The 15,864-nt window shown below is 72.2% G+C and carries 13 protein-coding genes and 2 pseudogenes; all 15 read left to right on the forward strand.

Features of this window, described 5'->3' with window-relative positions:
• Positions 1-55: 55 nt before the first annotated feature.
• The 15 genes and pseudogenes from ABZX30_RS14920 (at position 56) to ABZX30_RS14990 (ending at position 15,862) form a co-directional block, all read left to right on the forward strand.
• Positions 56-964, forward strand: a complete 909-nt coding sequence (locus ABZX30_RS14920; protein WP_355933367.1) for a carbohydrate ABC transporter permease — start codon at positions 56-58, stop codon at positions 962-964.
• A gap of 123 nt (positions 965-1,087) precedes the next feature.
• On the forward strand, positions 1,088-3,103 hold the full coding sequence (locus ABZX30_RS14925; protein WP_355933370.1) for a hypothetical protein: 2,016 nt from the start codon (positions 1,088-1,090) through the stop codon (positions 3,101-3,103).
• Positions 3,100-3,438, forward strand: coding sequence for an L-rhamnose mutarotase (locus ABZX30_RS14930; RefSeq protein ID WP_355933372.1), 339 nt, complete (start codon positions 3,100-3,102; stop codon positions 3,436-3,438). Before ABZX30_RS14925 ends, ABZX30_RS14930 begins: the two co-directional genes overlap by 4 nt.
• Positions 3,439-3,520: 82 nt before the next feature.
• Positions 3,521-6,205 (forward strand): RICIN domain-containing protein, encoded by a 2,685-nt coding sequence (locus ABZX30_RS14935; RefSeq protein ID WP_355933375.1) that lies wholly within the window; start codon positions 3,521-3,523, stop codon positions 6,203-6,205.
• Positions 6,202-7,113 (forward strand): amidohydrolase family protein, encoded by a 912-nt coding sequence (locus ABZX30_RS14940; RefSeq protein WP_355933378.1) that lies wholly within the window; start codon positions 6,202-6,204, stop codon positions 7,111-7,113. Before ABZX30_RS14935 ends, ABZX30_RS14940 begins: the two co-directional genes overlap by 4 nt.
• Positions 7,110-8,159, forward strand: a complete 1,050-nt coding sequence (locus ABZX30_RS14945; RefSeq protein WP_355933381.1) for an alcohol dehydrogenase catalytic domain-containing protein — start codon at positions 7,110-7,112, stop codon at positions 8,157-8,159. The genes ABZX30_RS14940 and ABZX30_RS14945 overlap by 4 nt, the downstream gene beginning before the upstream one ends.
• Positions 8,156-8,917, forward strand: a complete 762-nt coding sequence (locus ABZX30_RS14950) for an SDR family oxidoreductase (protein ID WP_355933384.1) — start codon at positions 8,156-8,158, stop codon at positions 8,915-8,917. Before ABZX30_RS14945 ends, ABZX30_RS14950 begins: the two co-directional genes overlap by 4 nt.
• 20 nt (positions 8,918-8,937) lie before the next feature.
• Positions 8,938-9,318, forward strand: a pseudogene (locus ABZX30_RS14955) (keto-deoxy-phosphogluconate aldolase); the annotation flags it as partial.
• 336 nt (positions 9,319-9,654) lie between these two features.
• Positions 9,655-10,431, forward strand: a complete 777-nt coding sequence (locus ABZX30_RS14960) for an SDR family oxidoreductase (protein WP_355933431.1) — start codon at positions 9,655-9,657, stop codon at positions 10,429-10,431.
• Positions 10,428-11,444 carry an aldo/keto reductase gene (locus ABZX30_RS14965; RefSeq protein WP_355933387.1) on the forward strand — a complete coding sequence of 339 codons (1,017 nt, stop codon included), beginning with the start codon at positions 10,428-10,430 and terminating at the stop codon, positions 11,442-11,444. Before ABZX30_RS14960 ends, ABZX30_RS14965 begins: the two co-directional genes overlap by 4 nt.
• Positions 11,445-11,669: 225 nt before the next feature.
• Positions 11,670-11,834 (forward strand): annotated as a pseudogene (locus ABZX30_RS14970) (heterodisulfide reductase-related iron-sulfur binding cluster); the annotation flags it as partial.
• Positions 11,835-12,363: 529 nt separating this feature from the next.
• Positions 12,364-12,762 (forward strand): helix-turn-helix transcriptional regulator, encoded by a 399-nt coding sequence (locus tag ABZX30_RS14975; RefSeq protein ID WP_355933389.1) that lies wholly within the window; start codon positions 12,364-12,366, stop codon positions 12,760-12,762.
• 97 nt (positions 12,763-12,859) lie between these two features.
• Positions 12,860-13,234, forward strand: a complete 375-nt coding sequence (locus ABZX30_RS14980) for a hypothetical protein (protein ID WP_355933392.1) — start codon at positions 12,860-12,862, stop codon at positions 13,232-13,234.
• 1 nt (position 13,235) lies between these two features.
• On the forward strand, positions 13,236-14,552 hold the full coding sequence (locus ABZX30_RS14985; protein ID WP_355933395.1) for a tetratricopeptide repeat protein: 1,317 nt from the start codon (positions 13,236-13,238) through the stop codon (positions 14,550-14,552).
• Positions 14,549-15,862, forward strand: a complete 1,314-nt coding sequence (locus ABZX30_RS14990) for a Clp protease N-terminal domain-containing protein (protein ID WP_355933397.1) — start codon at positions 14,549-14,551, stop codon at positions 15,860-15,862. Before ABZX30_RS14985 ends, ABZX30_RS14990 begins: the two co-directional genes overlap by 4 nt.
• The last annotated feature ends 2 nt before the right edge of the window (positions 15,863-15,864 follow it).

A 15,864-nucleotide genomic window follows, 5' to 3' on the forward strand; every position in this document is an offset into this window, starting at 1 on the left:
GACCCATGCGGGCCCGGCCGACGCCACCGCGCGTCCGCGGCCGGAGGAGAGCGACATGAGCCCCGTGCCCCGGCCGATACCCCGGCGACGCGGCGGGCCCGCCCGGCGCGCCGGCTCCCGGCTGCTGGTCGCCGCCGTACTGACCGCGTTCGTGGCGTTCTTCGTGCTGCCGGTGCTCTGGCTCGTCCTCGCGTCCACCAAGACCGACCAGCAGCTGGTCCACGGCAGCCCCCTCTCCTTCGGGTCCTGGCACGCGCTCAGGGCCAACTGGGACGCGCTCACCGCCTTCCAGGACAACGCGATCCTGCTGTGGCTGCGCAACTCGGCCCTGTACGCGGGCGTGTCCCTGGTGATCACCCTGTGTGTCGCCGTCCCGGCCGGATACGCCCTGGCGATGACGGAGTTCCGCGGCCGGCGGTTCCTGCTGGTCTCCACGCTGATCGTGATGCTCATGCCGAACGCCACCCTGGTGGTGCCGCTCTTCCTGGAGATCAACGCGGTGCATCTGATCGGCACGATGTGGTCGATCATCCTGCCGTACGCGTTCTATCCGTTCGGTGTGTACCTGACCTACATCTACTTCACCACGGCCGTACCGAGGGACCTGCTGGCGGCCGCCCGGATGGACGGCTGCACGGAGTTCGCGGTCTTCCGTCATGTGGCTCTGCCGCTGGCGACACCGGTCATCGCGCTCGTCGGGTTCTTCAGCTTCGTCGCCAACTGGACCAACTACTTCCTGCCGTACGTGATGCTCCCCGAGAGCGACCAGATGCCCGTGCAGGTCGGTGTCGGCACCCTGCTCAGCAGCGTGCCGTCCTTCAACCCGACGGTCGGCTCGCTGGCGATCCAGCGGCCCCAGCTCGCCCTGGCCACGCTGCTCGCCATCACCCCCGTGCTGGTCGTCTTCCTCTTCTCGCAACGCTTCCTGGTCGCCGGAATGCTCGCGGGAGCCACCAAGGAGTGACGCCCCGGGCCGGTTTCTCCCGGGCCGCCCGAGCCGGAGACCGGCCCGTCCGAGCCCGGAGGCCGCCCTGTCACGTGTGGGCCGTCCCACACGTCCCCGCCCCCCTGAACGGAGATCCTTCCCATGCCCTTCAGTCCTGCCGAGCACGCACCTGGCGAGGACACCCCGGCCTCCGGCGACCCGGCGTCGCCGCTCGGGATACGAGCGACCGTTCCGCTGCTCGAAGTGCCGGGCTGGGCGATCGCCCAGCGCGAGCTCTTCGACCTGCTCGACCACGCCTGGCGCCGTTTCGCACGCGACTTCACCGGTCCCGACGGACGGCTGAACTACAGCGACACGCTCACCACCCGTGACGGCGTGGACGACTTCTACGAGGTCTTCTTCAACTGGCCGCAGCTGTACCTCCTCGGCGGCGCCGACGACCTGCTTCCCGCGAGCGAGCGCCACTGGGAGGGCGTCACCCGGCAGCTCACCGAACTGGGCATGCTGCGCGACGAGTTCGAGCGTGGCTACGACTGGTTCCACCAGGGCGAGAGCCTGCTGCTGCTCTACTTCCTGTGCATGGCCGCACCCGAGCGCTGGTCGGAGCGCGCGCTGAGGTTCGCCGAGCTGTACGTCGACCCGGCGAAGGGCAACTACGACCCCGGGCACCGCATCATCACCCGCCCGCACAACGGCAGCGATCCCGAGCGCACGGGCCTGTTCGACGGTGAGGTCTACCCCTGGCTGCCCAAGGAGGCCGAGACCTACGGCTTCCCGCTCGACTGGATCCTGCCCGACGGCGCGCCGAAGGCCCCGCTGTCGGCCGATCCCCGGCTCGGTGAAGAGATGCGGGAGCGGATGGGCGTCGGCGACACCGCCGTCAACCTCGCCGCGGCCGGGCTGGTCCTCAACGCCTGGATCCTGTCGGGCGAGGAACGCTACCGCGACTGGATCGTGGAGTACGTCGGCGCGTGGAAGGAGCGCGCGGCGGCGGGTGACGGGCTCATCCCCGACAACGTCGGCCCCGACGGGGTCGTCGGCAGCCGGCACGAGGGCCGCTGGTACGGCGGGCACTACGGCTGGTCCTGGCCGCACGGATGGCACAGCGTCGGCCACGCGGCCTGTGTGGCCGCGCTCGCCGCGGCGACCGTCACCGGGGACGACGGCTACCTGTCCATGGTGACCGGCACCCTGGACATCCTGCTCTCCGAGGGCAAGGTGATGGCCTTCACCGAGGCCGACTCCAGCCTCCCCTCCAAGTGGCTGGCCCAGCTCGGGCCCGACATCCACACACCGACGCTCCATGTCCCTTTCCGGTACAAGGACTCCGGGTGGTTCGACTACAACCCGGTCACCCCCGCCGTACCGGTGGCGCTGTGGCACCACACGGCCGCCGAACCCGACAAGGCCCGGCTGGAGCGGATCCGGGAGGGGTCCGGCATCGACTGGCGGACCGTGCGGCCGTTCCGGGCCAAGGAGGAGTCCGGGCACGAGGAGGCGTGGCTGGCCTTCCTCGCCGGTGACGACCCCGGTTATCCCGAGCGGATCCTCGCCGCGGCGCAGGCTCAGGTCCGTCACCGGCTGGCCCGTATGGACCGCTACCGGGGCCTGGACGTGCCCGAGGCCGACATCCACGTGTGGCAGCAGTCGAACCCGGTGGTCACCGAGGCCCTCGTCCAGCTGACGTGGGGCGGACCCCAGGTGCTGTACAACGGCGGCCTGCAGCAGGCCCGGCTGCGGTACCACGACGCCGACGCTCGCCGCGCGGGCCTCCCGCCGGACGTGGCCGCGCTGGTCACCTCCATCGACCCCGAGGCCACCACCGTCGAACTCGTCAACCTCTCCCCCGAGTCCGCGCGGACGGTGATCGTACAGGCCGGCGCCTTCGCCGAGCACACCATCGCCTCCGTCCGGTACACGACCTGCGACGACGACACATGGGTCGGCGACATGTACGACTACGGCCACGGCGAACCCGTCGTCACCGAGGCGGAGTCGGCGTGCGGCGGACCCTACCTGACCGTCCGGCTCCCAGCGTCCTCGCGGACACGGCTCGTACTCCGGCTGCTGCCGCGTACCCGCACCCCCAGCTACCGCTCGCCGTTCCCGACGCGATCCGACGAGACGTCCGCCACCGAGCGCGAGGAGGCACGGTGAAGCGCATCGCCCAGACCATCAGGCTCCGTCCCGAACGGCGCGAGGAGTACCTCGAGCTCCACTCCGCCGTCTGGCCCGGCGTCGAGGCCGCTCTGCTCCGGGCCAACATCCGCAACTACAGCATCTTCCTGCACGACGACGTCCTCTTCGCGTACTTCGAGTACCACGGCAATGACTTCGAAGCCGACATCGCGACGATCGAGGCCGACCCCGAGACGCAGGAGTGGTGGAAACTCACCGATCCGTGTCAGGAACCCTGGCCCGACCGTGGCACCGGCGGCCAGTGGACCGACATCCCCGAGATCTGGCACCTCACCGAGCCGGGCACCGCATAGGCGGCCACGCGGGCCACCGCACCCCCGCGACGCGTGATGCACGGGACGCACCGCGACGCGCTCCAGGAAGGAGAACCACCGGATGAGACGAGCACGCCTCATCGCAGGACTGCTCCAGACACTGCTGATAGCCACGGCAGTGGTCCTCCCCGCCCAGTCCGCGCACGCCGCCGACATGAACTTCTACGTCGACCCGACGAACGGCAGCGACAGCAACTCCGGAACCAGTACCGCGTCCGCCTTCAAGACGATCCAGCACGCCCGCGACGCGGTGCGCGCCGTCAACTCGGACATGTCCGGGGACATCGTGGTGAACCTGCGCGGCGGAACGTACCGCCTCACCAGTGCTGTCGACTTCACCACGGCCGACTCAGGCAGCAACGGGCACACGGTGGTCTACCAGGCGTACGGTTCCGAGACCCCCGTGATCAGCAGCGCGCAGACGATCACCGGCTGGACCCCCGCCACCGACGGCCAGTACAAGGCGTCCGTCGGCAGCCTCGACTTCCGGCAGCTCTACGTCAACGGGGTGCGCGGTACCCGGGCCCGTTATCCCGACGTGGGCTCCGACTTCCAGCTCCAGTCCGGTGACAAGACCAACCAGGTGCTGAAGATCGCCGGCTCGCAGATCTCGGACTGGGACCAGTTCAGCAAGGTCGAGATGGTGCTCCAGCTGCAGTGGGCGGAGAACTACCTACGGCTGAAGTCGTACACCACCAGCAACGGCGTGGCGAGCGTGACCATCCAGGACCACGAAGCCGGCATCCTCTTCAAGCGCCCCTACCCGCTGCTGTCCAACGGCTCCCCGTTCCACTTCGAGAACGCTCACGAGTTCCTCGACGAACCGGGAGAGTTCTACCTCGACGGCAGCACCCACACGCTCTACTACAAGCCCCGCGCGGGCGAGGACATGTCGACGGCCACGGTGCAGGTGCCGACGCTGGAGACGCTCTTCGACATCCAGGGCGACAGCCTCGACTCCCCGGTCCACGACCTGCGGTTCTCCGGCATCACCTTCACCCGGACCAACTGGACCGAGGCCACCCGGAACGGCTTGCTCAACGCCCAGGGCGGCAACTACAACATCTCCGCCGACACCAGCAACAACCAGTACGTCAACCGTCCTCCGGCAGGTGTGTACGCCGCCGACGCCGACGACCTGTCCTTCCTCGGCAACTCCTTCACGCAGATGGGCTCCACCGCCCTCGACCTCCACCACGGGGTCCACGACTCCACCGTGACGGGCAACATCGTCACCGATGTCGCCGGCAACGGAATCACCGTCGGCAAGTTCTCCGATCCCACCGTCGAATACCACACCGTCTACAACCCGCCCACGTCACCGGCGGGCGAGGACACCCGCGAGGTCGTCACCGGCGTCGCGATCACCAACAACCTGATCAACCGCACCGGCCAGGACTACCTGGGCACCGCCGGCGTCAACGCGGGCTTCGTCCACGGAACCACCATCGACCACAACGACATCTCCGACTCCCCCTGGGCGGGCATCTCGCTGGGCTGGGGCTGGCAGTCCGCCACCAACGCCGAGGGCTCCAACTCCATCAGTCACAACCGCATCGGCAACGTGCAGAACCAGCTCTGCGACACCGCCGGCATCTACCACCTGTCCAACGACCCCGGCACGGTCATCAACGAGAACTACATCCACGACGTGGTCCGCTCCCCCACCGCGTGCACCTCGGCAGTGGCCGGCATCTACCTCGACGAGGGCTCGAACAACCTGACCGTGGCGAACAACGTCCTGTCGCGCACGGCCAACTTCATCCAGCAGAACGCCAACGGCTCCAACGTCACCCTGTCCGCGAACGCCACGTCCGGCAGCGCGGTCATCGAGGCATCCGGACTCCAGTCCGCCTACCAGGGGCTCCTGGCGAAGATCAACCTCGCCTATGGCAGGACGGCGACGGCCTCCTCCGTGTACGGCTCGACCTGGGCGGCAGCCAAGGCCAACGACAACGCCCCCGCCACCGGCTGGTCGCCCACCGCCGCCGACACCTCGGCCTGGTGGCAGGTCGACCTCGGCCAGGCCTACGCCCTGGGGCAGTTCTCCCTCACCACCCGCCAGGACATCGACCAGTCCGCGACCCGCGCCAACTTCGAGGTGCGCGGCTCCAACGACCCCACGTTCGCCACGTACACGGTGCTGGGACGCCGCGACGCGACGGCCCTGCCGTACGGCGCGACCCTGACGGCCAAGATCGACGCACGGCAGAAGTTCCGGTACCTCCGCGTCGCCAAGACGGACGGCGGCTACTTCTACATCGGTGACTTCAGCGTGCAAGAGGCGGGCGGCGCGCTGGAGGACGCCGTCGCGACACCGTCCTTCGACCCGTCGACGTACTACACGCTCAAGAACGTGGGCAGCGGGCTGCTGGCCGAGGTCTACAACAACTCCACCGCCGACGGCGGCACCGTCGACCAGTGGGCGGCCAACTCCGGCACCAACCAGCAGTGGAACATCGTCAAGGTCAGCGGGGACCTGTACAAGATCGTCAACCGCAACAGCGGCAAGGTCCTGGACGACTACAACCTGTCGCATTCCAGGGGCAACGCACTCGTGCAGTGGACTTACAGCGGCGGCAACAACCAGCTCTGGTACTTCGAGACGGCCCCCACCGGCTATGTCATCCGCAACTACGAGTCCAAGCAGGCCATGGAGGTCTACAACAACTCCACCTCCAACGGCGCCGTGATCGACCAGTGGATGTCCCTCAACCAGGCCAACCAGCAGTGGACCGTTCAGTGACCTCCAGCACCCCCGTCCTCGTCGACGCCCACCACCACCTGTGGGACCTCACCGAGCGCCCACAGGCATGGCTCGACGAGCCCTCCCTGGCGCCCCTGCGGCGCAGCTTCACCCTCGGCGACCTGCGATCGGACGCGACCCGTCCGATCGCCGGTCGCCGGCCGGCGGCCACGGTCGCCGTCCAGTGCATCGCGTCCGTCCCCGAGACACGGGACCTGCTCGCGATCGCGGAACAGGACGCCCTGCTCGGCGCGGTGGTCGGCTGGGCCGACCTCACCTCGCCGGCCGTCGGTGCCACCCTCGACGGCCTGCTCGCCGGACCGGGGGGCCGGTATCTGCGGTCACTGCGGCACCTGGTCCAGTCCGAGAGCGACCCCGACTGGCTGCAACGTCCGGACGTGGAGCGGGGACTGGCGCAGGTGAGGCGGCGCGGACTGGCCTACGACGTGCTGGTCCGCGCCCACCAGCTGCCCAGTGCCGTCCGGCTCGCCCAGCGCTTCCCCGACCTGCCGCTGGTGCTGAACCACGCGGGCAAGCCCGCACTGGCGAAGGGGGATCTGGACGGCTGGGAACGTCAGATCCGGCTGCTCGCCGGACATCCCCACGTCGTGTGCAAGGTGTCCGGACTCGTCACCGAGGCCGACCACGAGGCATGGACGACGGACGACATCCGCCCGGTGTGGGACGTTCTCATGTCGTCCTTCGGTCCCGACCGGCTGATGTTCGGCTCGGACTGGCCGGTCTGCGTCCTCGCCGGCGGCTGGAACCGCTGGGCGGACGCGATGGACGAACTGCTGACCGGCTGTTCCGCCACCGACACCGAGGCGGTGCTGGCCGGCACCGCGACACGTTTCTACCGCCTGGCCCCGGCCACCCGCCCCACCCCTCGAAAGGACTCCCCCTCATGACAGACGTGCTCGCGGTGCGCTACGTCGGTGCCCGCAGCCTCGACACGGCCCCCGCGTCGACTTCGCCGCCCGGTCCGGGCGAGGTGGAGCTGGCCCCGGCCTATGTCGGCATCTGCGGCACCGACCTGCACATCTTCCACGGTGACATGGACACCCGGGTCGCCGCCCCGGCCGTCATCGGCCACGAGATGTCCGGCCGGATCGTGCGGGTGGGAGCGGACGTCGAGGGCTGGCGGCCCGGCGACCACGTGACCGTGATGCCACTGCGCTGGGACGGCACCTGCCCGGCCTGCGCGGCGGGCCACCGGCACATCTGCCACCACCTCGACTTCATCGGCATCGACTCCCCCGGCGCGATGCAGCAGCGCTGGACCGTGCCCGCGTCCGTTCTCGTCCGCCTGCCCGACACGCTGCCCCTGGATCGCGCGGCACTCGTCGAGCCCACCGCCGTCGCCGTCCACGACGTGGGCCGCGCGCAGGTCCGCGCCGGCGAGCGGGTCGTGGTCGTGGGCGGCGGCCCGGTCGGAGTCCTCATCGCCCTGGTCGCGCGCGCCTCCGGAGCCGAGGTACGTGTCGTGGAGCCGGGCACCCACCGCCGGCTGCTCGCCGAAGAACTGGGCCTGACCACGTGGGACCCCGCCGCGCGGGACGTGGCGGAGCTGGTCGCGGAGTGGACCGCGGGCGCGGGCGCGGACGTCGCGTTCGAGGTGTCCGGCGCAGCCGCCGGGGTCGAGACGGCGGTCGACGTCCTGGCGGTGCGCGGCCGACTGTGCCTGGTCGCCATCCACCCACGGCCCCGCGAGGTGAACCTGCACCGGTTCTTCTGGCGCGAACTCACCATCGTGGGCGCCCGGTTGTACGACCGTGACGACTTCGAGCGGGCGGTGACACTGGTGGCGGACGGTACCGTCCCCGCCGATCGGCTCATCAGCAAGGTCGTCCCGCTCGCCGAGGCCTCCTCGGCCTTCGACGTCCTCGAAGCGGGCGGCGACGTGATGAAGGTCCTGCTCGACTGCACCGATCGCTCCGAGGGAGAAGCCGCATGAGTCTCTTCGATCTGACCGGCCGGCTCGCGGTCGTCACCGGTGCCCGGCGGGGCATCGGCCGGGCGATGGCCCGTGCCCTGGCCGAGGCGGGCGCGGACGTGATCGGTGTGAGCGCGCGGTTGGAGGAGTCCGGCAGCGCGGTGGAGAAGGACGTGCTCGACGCGGGCCGGAGCTTCGAGGCGGTCCGCGCCGACTTCGCCGACCCGGCCGCCGTACGCGCGCTCGGTGCGGACCTCGCGGGGCGCGACAGGCCGGTGGACATCCTGGTGAACAACGCGGGCACCATCCGCCGTGCTCCGGCCGCCGAGCACACCGACGCCGACTGGGAGGTGGTGCTCCAGGTCGACCTCGGCGCCCAGTTCGCCCTCACCCGGGCCGTCGGCGCGGCCATGGTGGCCCGCGGCGGAGGCAAGGTCATCTTCACGGCGTCGCTGCTGAGCTTCCAGGGCGGGATCAACGTCCCCGGCTACACCGCCGCCAAGCACGGCATCACCGGCCTGGCCAAGGCCCTCGCCAACGAGTGGGCGCCGCACGGCGTCAACGTCAACGCCATCGCCCCCGGCTACATCGCCACCGACAACACCCAGGCCCTGCGGGACGATCCGGCGCGCAGCCGGGCCATTCTGGAGCGGATACCGGCCGGACGCTGGGGCCAGGCCGACGACCTCGCGGGCGCCACCGTCTTCCTCGCCTCCGACGCCGCCCGGTACGTCCACGGCACGGTCCTGCCCGTCGACGGCGGATGGCTCGGCAGATGAGCGGCACCGACCTGGCGTCCATGCCGGCCGGCTCCCGGGTCCTGCCCGTGCCCACGGTGGCCGGCCCCGGCACGGCCGCCCCGCTCGCCGCCCCGCTCGCCGCCCCGCTCGCCGCCCCGCTCGCCGAGGCGCTCGCCGCGGGCGGAGCGGGGCGCGCCGAGGTCACCTTCCGCACCCCGTCGGCCGAGCGGGTGCTCACGACCATGGCGGCGCACGGCGGACCGACCGTCGGCGCGGGCCCGGTCCTCACCGCCGAGCAGGCGGAACGGGCCGTGGCCGCCGGGGCCCGCTTCGTCGTGTCCCCCGGCCTCGGCCTCGACGTCGTCGCCCGGTGCCGGCGGCTGGGCGTCCCGGTCGTACCCGGTGTGGCCACCGCCACCGAGCTGACGAGCGCCCTGCGCGCCGGCCTGGCACAGCGAGGCGGTCCGTCGCCGGTGGCCCCGCCCGGATCAAGCCGAAGGCCGGCGAGGTCCTGGCCGTCGACGCCGGTACCGCGGTCCGCGACGCTCCATGGCCGACCATCGACGAGCCGGTCGCTCGAACCGGGACGCCGGAGCGATTCGGGCCGTACCGGACCGAGGAACCGGCCTCGTCCGGTGGCATCGGCAGGCACGCGACCGTACGTGAGACCGTCACGGCGACGCGGGACCCGGCCTGTGAGCCCGCGCGCGGCCGCCTCGCGTTCGAACACCTACCCAAGGTCGGCCGGCCGACGTACCCCAGAAGGCCACGCACGTATGAGCAAGGATCTGCAGGGCCTTGGCGCCCTGGTCACCGGTGGCGCTTCCGGTATCGGGCTGGCCACGGCCCGGCTCCTCTCCGAGCGCGGCGCCCGCGTCGCAGTCCTGGACCTGAACCCGGACGGGGTCCCCCACCCGTTGTCGGGCTACCGGACCGACGTCGGTGACGACGGGTCCGTGCGCGCGGCCGTCGAATCGGCGGCGCGAGACCTGGGCGGCCTCGACATCCTGGTCAACAACGCCGGGGTCGGCGCCGTCGGTACGGTGGAGGACCAGTCGGACGAGCAGTGGCATGCCGTCCTCGACATCAATGTGCTGGGCATCGTGCGGACGACTCGCGCGGCCCTGCCGTACCTGCGGGAGGCCGCACGGTCCCGGCCCGGGACCGCCTCCGTCGTCAACACCTGCTCCATCGGCGCCACCGCCGGGCTGCCGCAGCGCGCCCTGTACTGCGCGAGCAAGGGCGCGGTCCTGTCGCTGACCCTCGCGATGGCCGCCGACCACATCCGCGAGGGCATCCGCGTCAACTGCGTCAACCCCGGCACCACGGACACGCCCTGGGTGGGCCGGCTGCTGGACGCCGCCGACGACCCGGAGGCCGAGCGCGCCGCCCTCAACGCCCGCCAGCCCCTGGGCCGCCTCGTCACCGTCGACGAAGTCGCCGCCGCCATCGGCTACCTGGTGAGCCCGGCCGCCGCGTCGGTCACGGGTACCTCGCTCGCCGTCGACGGCGGCATGCATGGGCTGCGTGTCCGTCCCGTTCCGGTCTCATGAGAACCACCGTGCTGGGCGGCAGCGGGGTCCGCGTCACCGAGCTGGCGTTCGGCGCCGCCGCCCTGGGCAACCTCTACACCCCCCTCGACGACCGGGCCGCGGCCGACACCGTGGCCGCCGCCTGGGACGCGGGCATCCGCACCTTCGACACGGCCCCGCACTACGGCCTCGGCCTGTCCGAACGCAGGCTCGGCGCCGCCCTCCGCGGCCGACCGCGGGACGCGTACACGGTGTCCACGAAGGTGGGCCGACTCCTGATCCCCGGCGGCACGGGCGGTGACGATCTCGCCAACGGCTTCGCCGTCGCCGCCACCCACCACCGGGTGTGGGACTTCAGCGCCGACGGAGTGCTGCGCTCCCTCGAGGCCAGCCTGGAACGGCTCGGCCTGGACCGCGTCGACGTCGCACTCCTCCACGACCCCGACGACCACCTGGACCAGGCGCTCGCCGAGGCCTACCCGGCGCTGGAGCGGCTGCGGGCCGAGGGCGTCGTCGGGGCGATCGGGGCCGGCATGAACCAGACCCGGGCCCTCACGCGCATCATCCGCGACACGGACGTGGACACCGTCCTGCTCGCCGGGCGTTACACGCTCCTTGAGCACGGAGCCCTGGACGAACTGCTGCCCGAAGCCGCGGCCCGCGGCCGTAGCGTGATCATCGGAGGTGTTCTCAACTCCGGTCTACTGGCCCATCCCGGTCCGGGCGCGCGCTACGACTACGCCCCGGCCCCCCGGCCCCTGCTGGACCGGGCGCTGCGTTTGAAGGCCGTGTGCGAGCGCCACGGAGTGCCCTTGCGGGCCGCCGCCCTGCGCTTCCCCTTCGGCCACGAGGCCGTGGCGAGCGTGCTGACCGGTGCCCGGTCGGCCGAAGAGGTGCGCGACACCGTCGACATGCTCCGGCTGCCGGTGCCCGACGCCCTCTGGACGGACCTGCGCGCCTCGGGCCTGTTGCCCTCGCATGCTCCGTTCCCCTCGTCCACGTCCCGGAACACAGGGTCGGAGGGACCGTCATGAGCCCCACGTCGCGCGGCCGTACCCGCATCTCCGAAGCCCTCCTCCACGTGGGGCGGCCCGAACGGGTCATGTTCGTGACCGACCAGCCCGTCCACCGGCCACCGGGTTTCCCCACCGAAGTCACCGACGCCTCCCGCGTGGCGGACGCCGGTCTCGGCCCCGCCCGCAGGAGCAGGCCCGTTCCGCCCCCGCGCCCCGCGGCTCCCCTCTCCCCATCAGGCGCACATCAGGCGTACAGCCCTGTTCCTCACCTGCTTCAACGACACCGTGTTCCCCAGGACCTGACAGGCGGTCGTCGCCCTGCTGGAACGGCTCGGCCACACCGTGGACCTCCCCGAGGCCCGGACCTGCCGCGGCCAGACGCAGTTCACCACCGGCTACCGCCCCGAGCGCGCCGGACTCGCCCCCGCCGCCCGCCGACCGCCGACCGCCGACCGCCTCGACACGGTGGACGCGGTCGTGACCACGGCCGCCGGTGCCATCGCGGCGCGGCGGGCGCGGGCTCACGCGCACCCCGCCACGAGGCCAGTCCGCACCCGGTCCGCGAGACACCCGGTCAAGACCGTCGCATCCATCGCCACCGATCGCCGAAAAGCCGGGTCAGCGCCCCACAGGAAAGATCCCAGCAGGTCACCGAACTGGCCCGTCACCAGGAGACCGAGAAGGCCTGAGGACCGCGACGGTCCGCGGTCACGAAGCCTCTGGAAGGGGCCCGGCCGGACAGGGCATGCTCCGGGCGGGCCCCTTCGGTGTCGGTCGAGTCGAAGGCCGGCGCCATGACGATGACGACCGCCGCGAGGAACGTGATGCGGTCCGTTCCCCGAGGGGCAGGCGCGGGCCGGCACCCGGCCGACGGGTGGCGAAGGGGCCGTCGGAGTGAGCGGCACCGTACGCGCACCCGCCGTGCCATGCTGTCGGGGTGACGCGCGAAGACCTCGTCCGCCTGCGCCGGACCCGCGACCGCATGAACCGCGAGTACGCCGAGCCCCTCGACATGGCCGAACTCGCCCGCACCGCCCTGATGTCGCCCGGCCACTTCCAGCGGAGCTTCCGCAAGGCCTTCGGGGAGACGCCGTACAGCTACCTCATGACCCGCCGCATCGAACGCGCCAAGGCCCTGCTGCGCCGCGGCGACCTCAGCGTCACCGAGGTCTGCCTCGCCGTCGGCTGCACCTCCCTGGGCTCGTTCAGTTCCCGCTTCACCGAGCTGGTCGGCGAGACCCCGAGCGCGTACCGGGCCCGCTCGCACGAGGAGGCCGCGGTGATCCCGTCCTGCGTGGCCCGCACCTTCACCCGGCCCCGGCGCCGCCCCTGCTGACCGGCGCGCCCTCGCCCCGCCCGGCTTACACTGGTCACCTCACAACAGCCTTGTCGATCAAGGTCATTGACGGTCACTGAGCGGAAACGGGGGCGCCGTGGCGACCGCACTCATCTCCGTCCTGAGCGAGCACCCGGTCAGGGACACCGAGTCCCTGGCCGACTGGCTCAGAGGCGAACCGGCGCTCGCCGGGAAGGTCCGGCTGACCGGGAGCACACCCGCTCCGGGGCAGCTGGGAACCGCCCTGGACACGGTGACCGTGCTGCTCGGGGCGGGCGGCCCGCTGACCGTGCTCGCCTCCTGCCTGCGCGCCTGGCTCGCCCAGCCGCGCCGCAGCGACGTACGCCTGAAGGTCGAGCTGGACGGCGGGCGCGTCGTGGAGATCGACGCCGAGCGGGTCGACGCCGAGGACGTGGCCCGGCTCCTGCGGCAGGCCCGCGAGGAGGGGCCGGAGCAGAGCGCGCGGGACTGACGTGCGCCTCCCCGACCCCCACCGCTCCCGGGTCGTGCTGATCGGCGCCGGCCACTACTGCGACCCGGCCCTGCCCGACCTCCCGGCCGTCAACCGCACCATCACCGACCTGGCGGGCCTCTTCACCGACCAGTACTACGGACTGGTCCCCGACAGCCACTGCACGGTGCTGCTCGACGAGGGCGACCTCAGGACCGTCGGCGGACGGCTGCGGGCCGCCGTGGCCGAGGCGGAGGACCTGCTCCTCGTGTACTACGCCGGACACGGGCTGGTCAGCGGCAGGCGCCACGAGCTGTACCTGGCGCTGCCCGACAGCGAGTGGGCGGCGCCGGAGTTCAACTCCCTGGAGTACGACAAGCTGCGCGACGCCGTGCTCGACAGCCCCGCCGGGACCAAGGTGGTCGTCCTCGACTGCTGCTTCTCCGGCCGGGCCGTCTCCGACTCCCTCTCCGGCGCCGAGGCCGAGCGGATCGGGCAGCTGGAGGTGGCCGGCACCTATGTGCTGACCTCGGCGCAGCGCGACCAGGTCGCCCTCGCGCTGCCGGAGGAGGACCACACCGCGTTCTCCGGCCGGTTCATGCGGCTGCTGCGCGAGGGTGTGGTCGGCGGGCCCGAGCTGCTCACCATCGACGACCTCTACCGGCGGCTCCGGTCGATCATGGAGGCCGAGGGCCTGCCCACCCCGCTCAACCGCGGCGCCGGCACCGCGCACCGCATCGCCCTGGGCATCAACCGCGCCTTCGCCGCGACCGCCGGGCCCGAGCTGCGCAGACGGCACGTCGCCGCGGTGGAGCAGGGCAAGGCCGGGGACTGGAAGGGCGCGGCCGGTCAGCTGCAGAAGATCCTCGACGAGCAGACCCGGATCCTCGGTCCCGAGGACCCCGACACGCTGCGCACCCGCCAGTCCTACGCACACAGCCTCGGGGGCGCCGGCACCCCCGTGGAGGCCGCCGGACTGCTCCGGCAGCTGCTCGCCGACCAGCTGGGGCTGCTCGGCCCCGACCACGAGGACACCCTGCGCACCCGCCAGTTCCTCGCCGTCAACCTCGGCGAGGCCGGTCACCGCGAGGAGGCCATCGCCATGCTGCGGGTGCTGCTGGCCGACCGGGGCCGCGTCCTGGGCGCCGAACACCCGCACACCCTGCGCACCCGGCACATCCTGGCCCGCAACCTGGCGCTGACCGGCGCCCGGGACGAGGCGGCGGCGCTGCTGCGGCAGCTGGTGGCGGAGCGGGAGAGGGTGCTGGGGGCGGAGCATCCGCATACGCGCCGGGCCCGGCAGGACCTGGCGGGGGTGGAAGGCGAGGGGGCGGGATGATGTTCGAGCGCTTCAGCGACGCGGCGCGGGGTGCGGTGGAACGCGCCGCCGAACAGGCGCGGCAGTTCAGACACCCGTACATCGGCACGGAACACCTCCTCCTGGGACTGCTCGAACCGGAGGTCGAACAACTCCTGGGAGTGCCGGCCGCCCAGTTGCGCGGGGCGGTGGTGGGAGCCCGCGGCCTCGGCGCCACCAGGTCGCCCCAGCACCTCCCGTTCAGCTCCCGTGCCAGGGCCGCGCTGGAACAAGCGCCCCTGGAAGCCGACCGGCTCGGCAGCACGGACGTACGGCCCGCGCACATCCTGCTCGCCCTGACCTCCCTCGGCGGCGGCACCGCCCTCGAGGTCCTGAAGGCGAACGGGGTGGATCCCGACCGGGTGCGGGGGCCGGTCGTCCAGGATGCCCGCACCGGCCGGGCCGAGTCCGCCGCGGCACCCGGCCTCCTGCACGCCGTCACCCGCGAGCTCGTCCCGCGGCCCGTCGTCGGCCGCGGGACGGAGATCGACCGGGTGATCCAGGTGCTCACCCGCCACCACCGCACCTTCCCCCTGCTCGTCGGGGAGCCCGGAGTCGGCAGGACGTCCGTGGCCGTGGGCGTCGCCTCGGCGATCGCGGGAGGGCGGCTGCCCGCGGCGCTGCGGGACCACACCGTCCGGGCGCTGGACCTCGGCACCGCCCTGGCCGACCCGCGGCACCGGGCCCGGGCGGGCGCCCTCGTCGCCGGCCTGCTGGACGAGTTCCACAGCAGCCCTCATGTCGTCCTCTACCTCGACGGCGCCCTCACCCCCCTGCATCTGTCCGACGGCGTCACGACGCCCCTGAACCTGTTCCGCCCCCTGCTCGGCACCCCCGGCGTCTTCGTCTTCGGCGACTGCGGGCGGGCGCAGTACGAGCGGCTGTCACCGGACCCCGGGCTCGACCGGCTCGTCCAGCCGGTGCCCGTGGCGGAACCGTCCGACGACGAGCTGCGGGACATCCTCCGGGCCGCCGCCGATCGCCTGGAGAACCACCACGACGTCCTGTTCGCCGCCGACGCCCTGGAGACCGCCACCGCCCTGGCCCGGGACCACGTCCCCGACCAGTCCCTGCCCGGCTCGGCGATCGGCCTGCTGGACGAGGCCGCGGCACTGGCGCGGATACGGGCCGCACGCTCCGACACGCCACCGGACGGGACCCCTGCCGTGACGGAGCACCATGTGCGCGCGGCCCTCGCCGCCGGCTCCGGCATCCGGCCTCCCGCGCCCGGCCCCGCCACACCCCGCCCCGTCCCCGCCGGACACGACCCGTACGTCTGGGCCATGAGCTGAGG

The organism is Streptomyces sp. NPDC004542 (assembly GCF_040610035.1).
Taxonomy (GTDB): Bacteria; Actinomycetota; Actinomycetes; order Streptomycetales; family Streptomycetaceae; genus Streptomyces.

Excerpts from the sequence above, each read along its gene's own strand:
- ABZX30_RS14925 (WP_355933370.1), top strand. The coding sequence starts at position 1,088 with ATGCCCTTCAGTCCTGCCGAGCACGCACCTGGCGAGGACACCCCGGCC.
- ABZX30_RS14920 (WP_355933367.1), top strand. The coding sequence starts at position 56 with ATGAGCCCCGTGCCCCGGCCGATACCCCGGCGACGCGGCGGGCCCGCC.
- ABZX30_RS14990 (WP_355933397.1), top strand. The coding sequence starts at position 14,549 with ATGATGTTCGAGCGCTTCAGCGACGCGGCGCGGGGTGCGGTGGAACGC.
- ABZX30_RS14960 (WP_355933431.1), top strand. The coding sequence starts at position 9,655 with ATGAGCAAGGATCTGCAGGGCCTTGGCGCCCTGGTCACCGGTGGCGCT.
- ABZX30_RS14945 (WP_355933381.1), top strand. The coding sequence starts at position 7,110 with ATGACAGACGTGCTCGCGGTGCGCTACGTCGGTGCCCGCAGCCTCGAC.
- ABZX30_RS14950 (WP_355933384.1), top strand. The coding sequence starts at position 8,156 with ATGAGTCTCTTCGATCTGACCGGCCGGCTCGCGGTCGTCACCGGTGCC.
- ABZX30_RS14965 (WP_355933387.1), top strand. The coding sequence starts at position 10,428 with ATGAGAACCACCGTGCTGGGCGGCAGCGGGGTCCGCGTCACCGAGCTG.
- ABZX30_RS14935 (WP_355933375.1), top strand. The coding sequence starts at position 3,521 with ATGAGACGAGCACGCCTCATCGCAGGACTGCTCCAGACACTGCTGATA.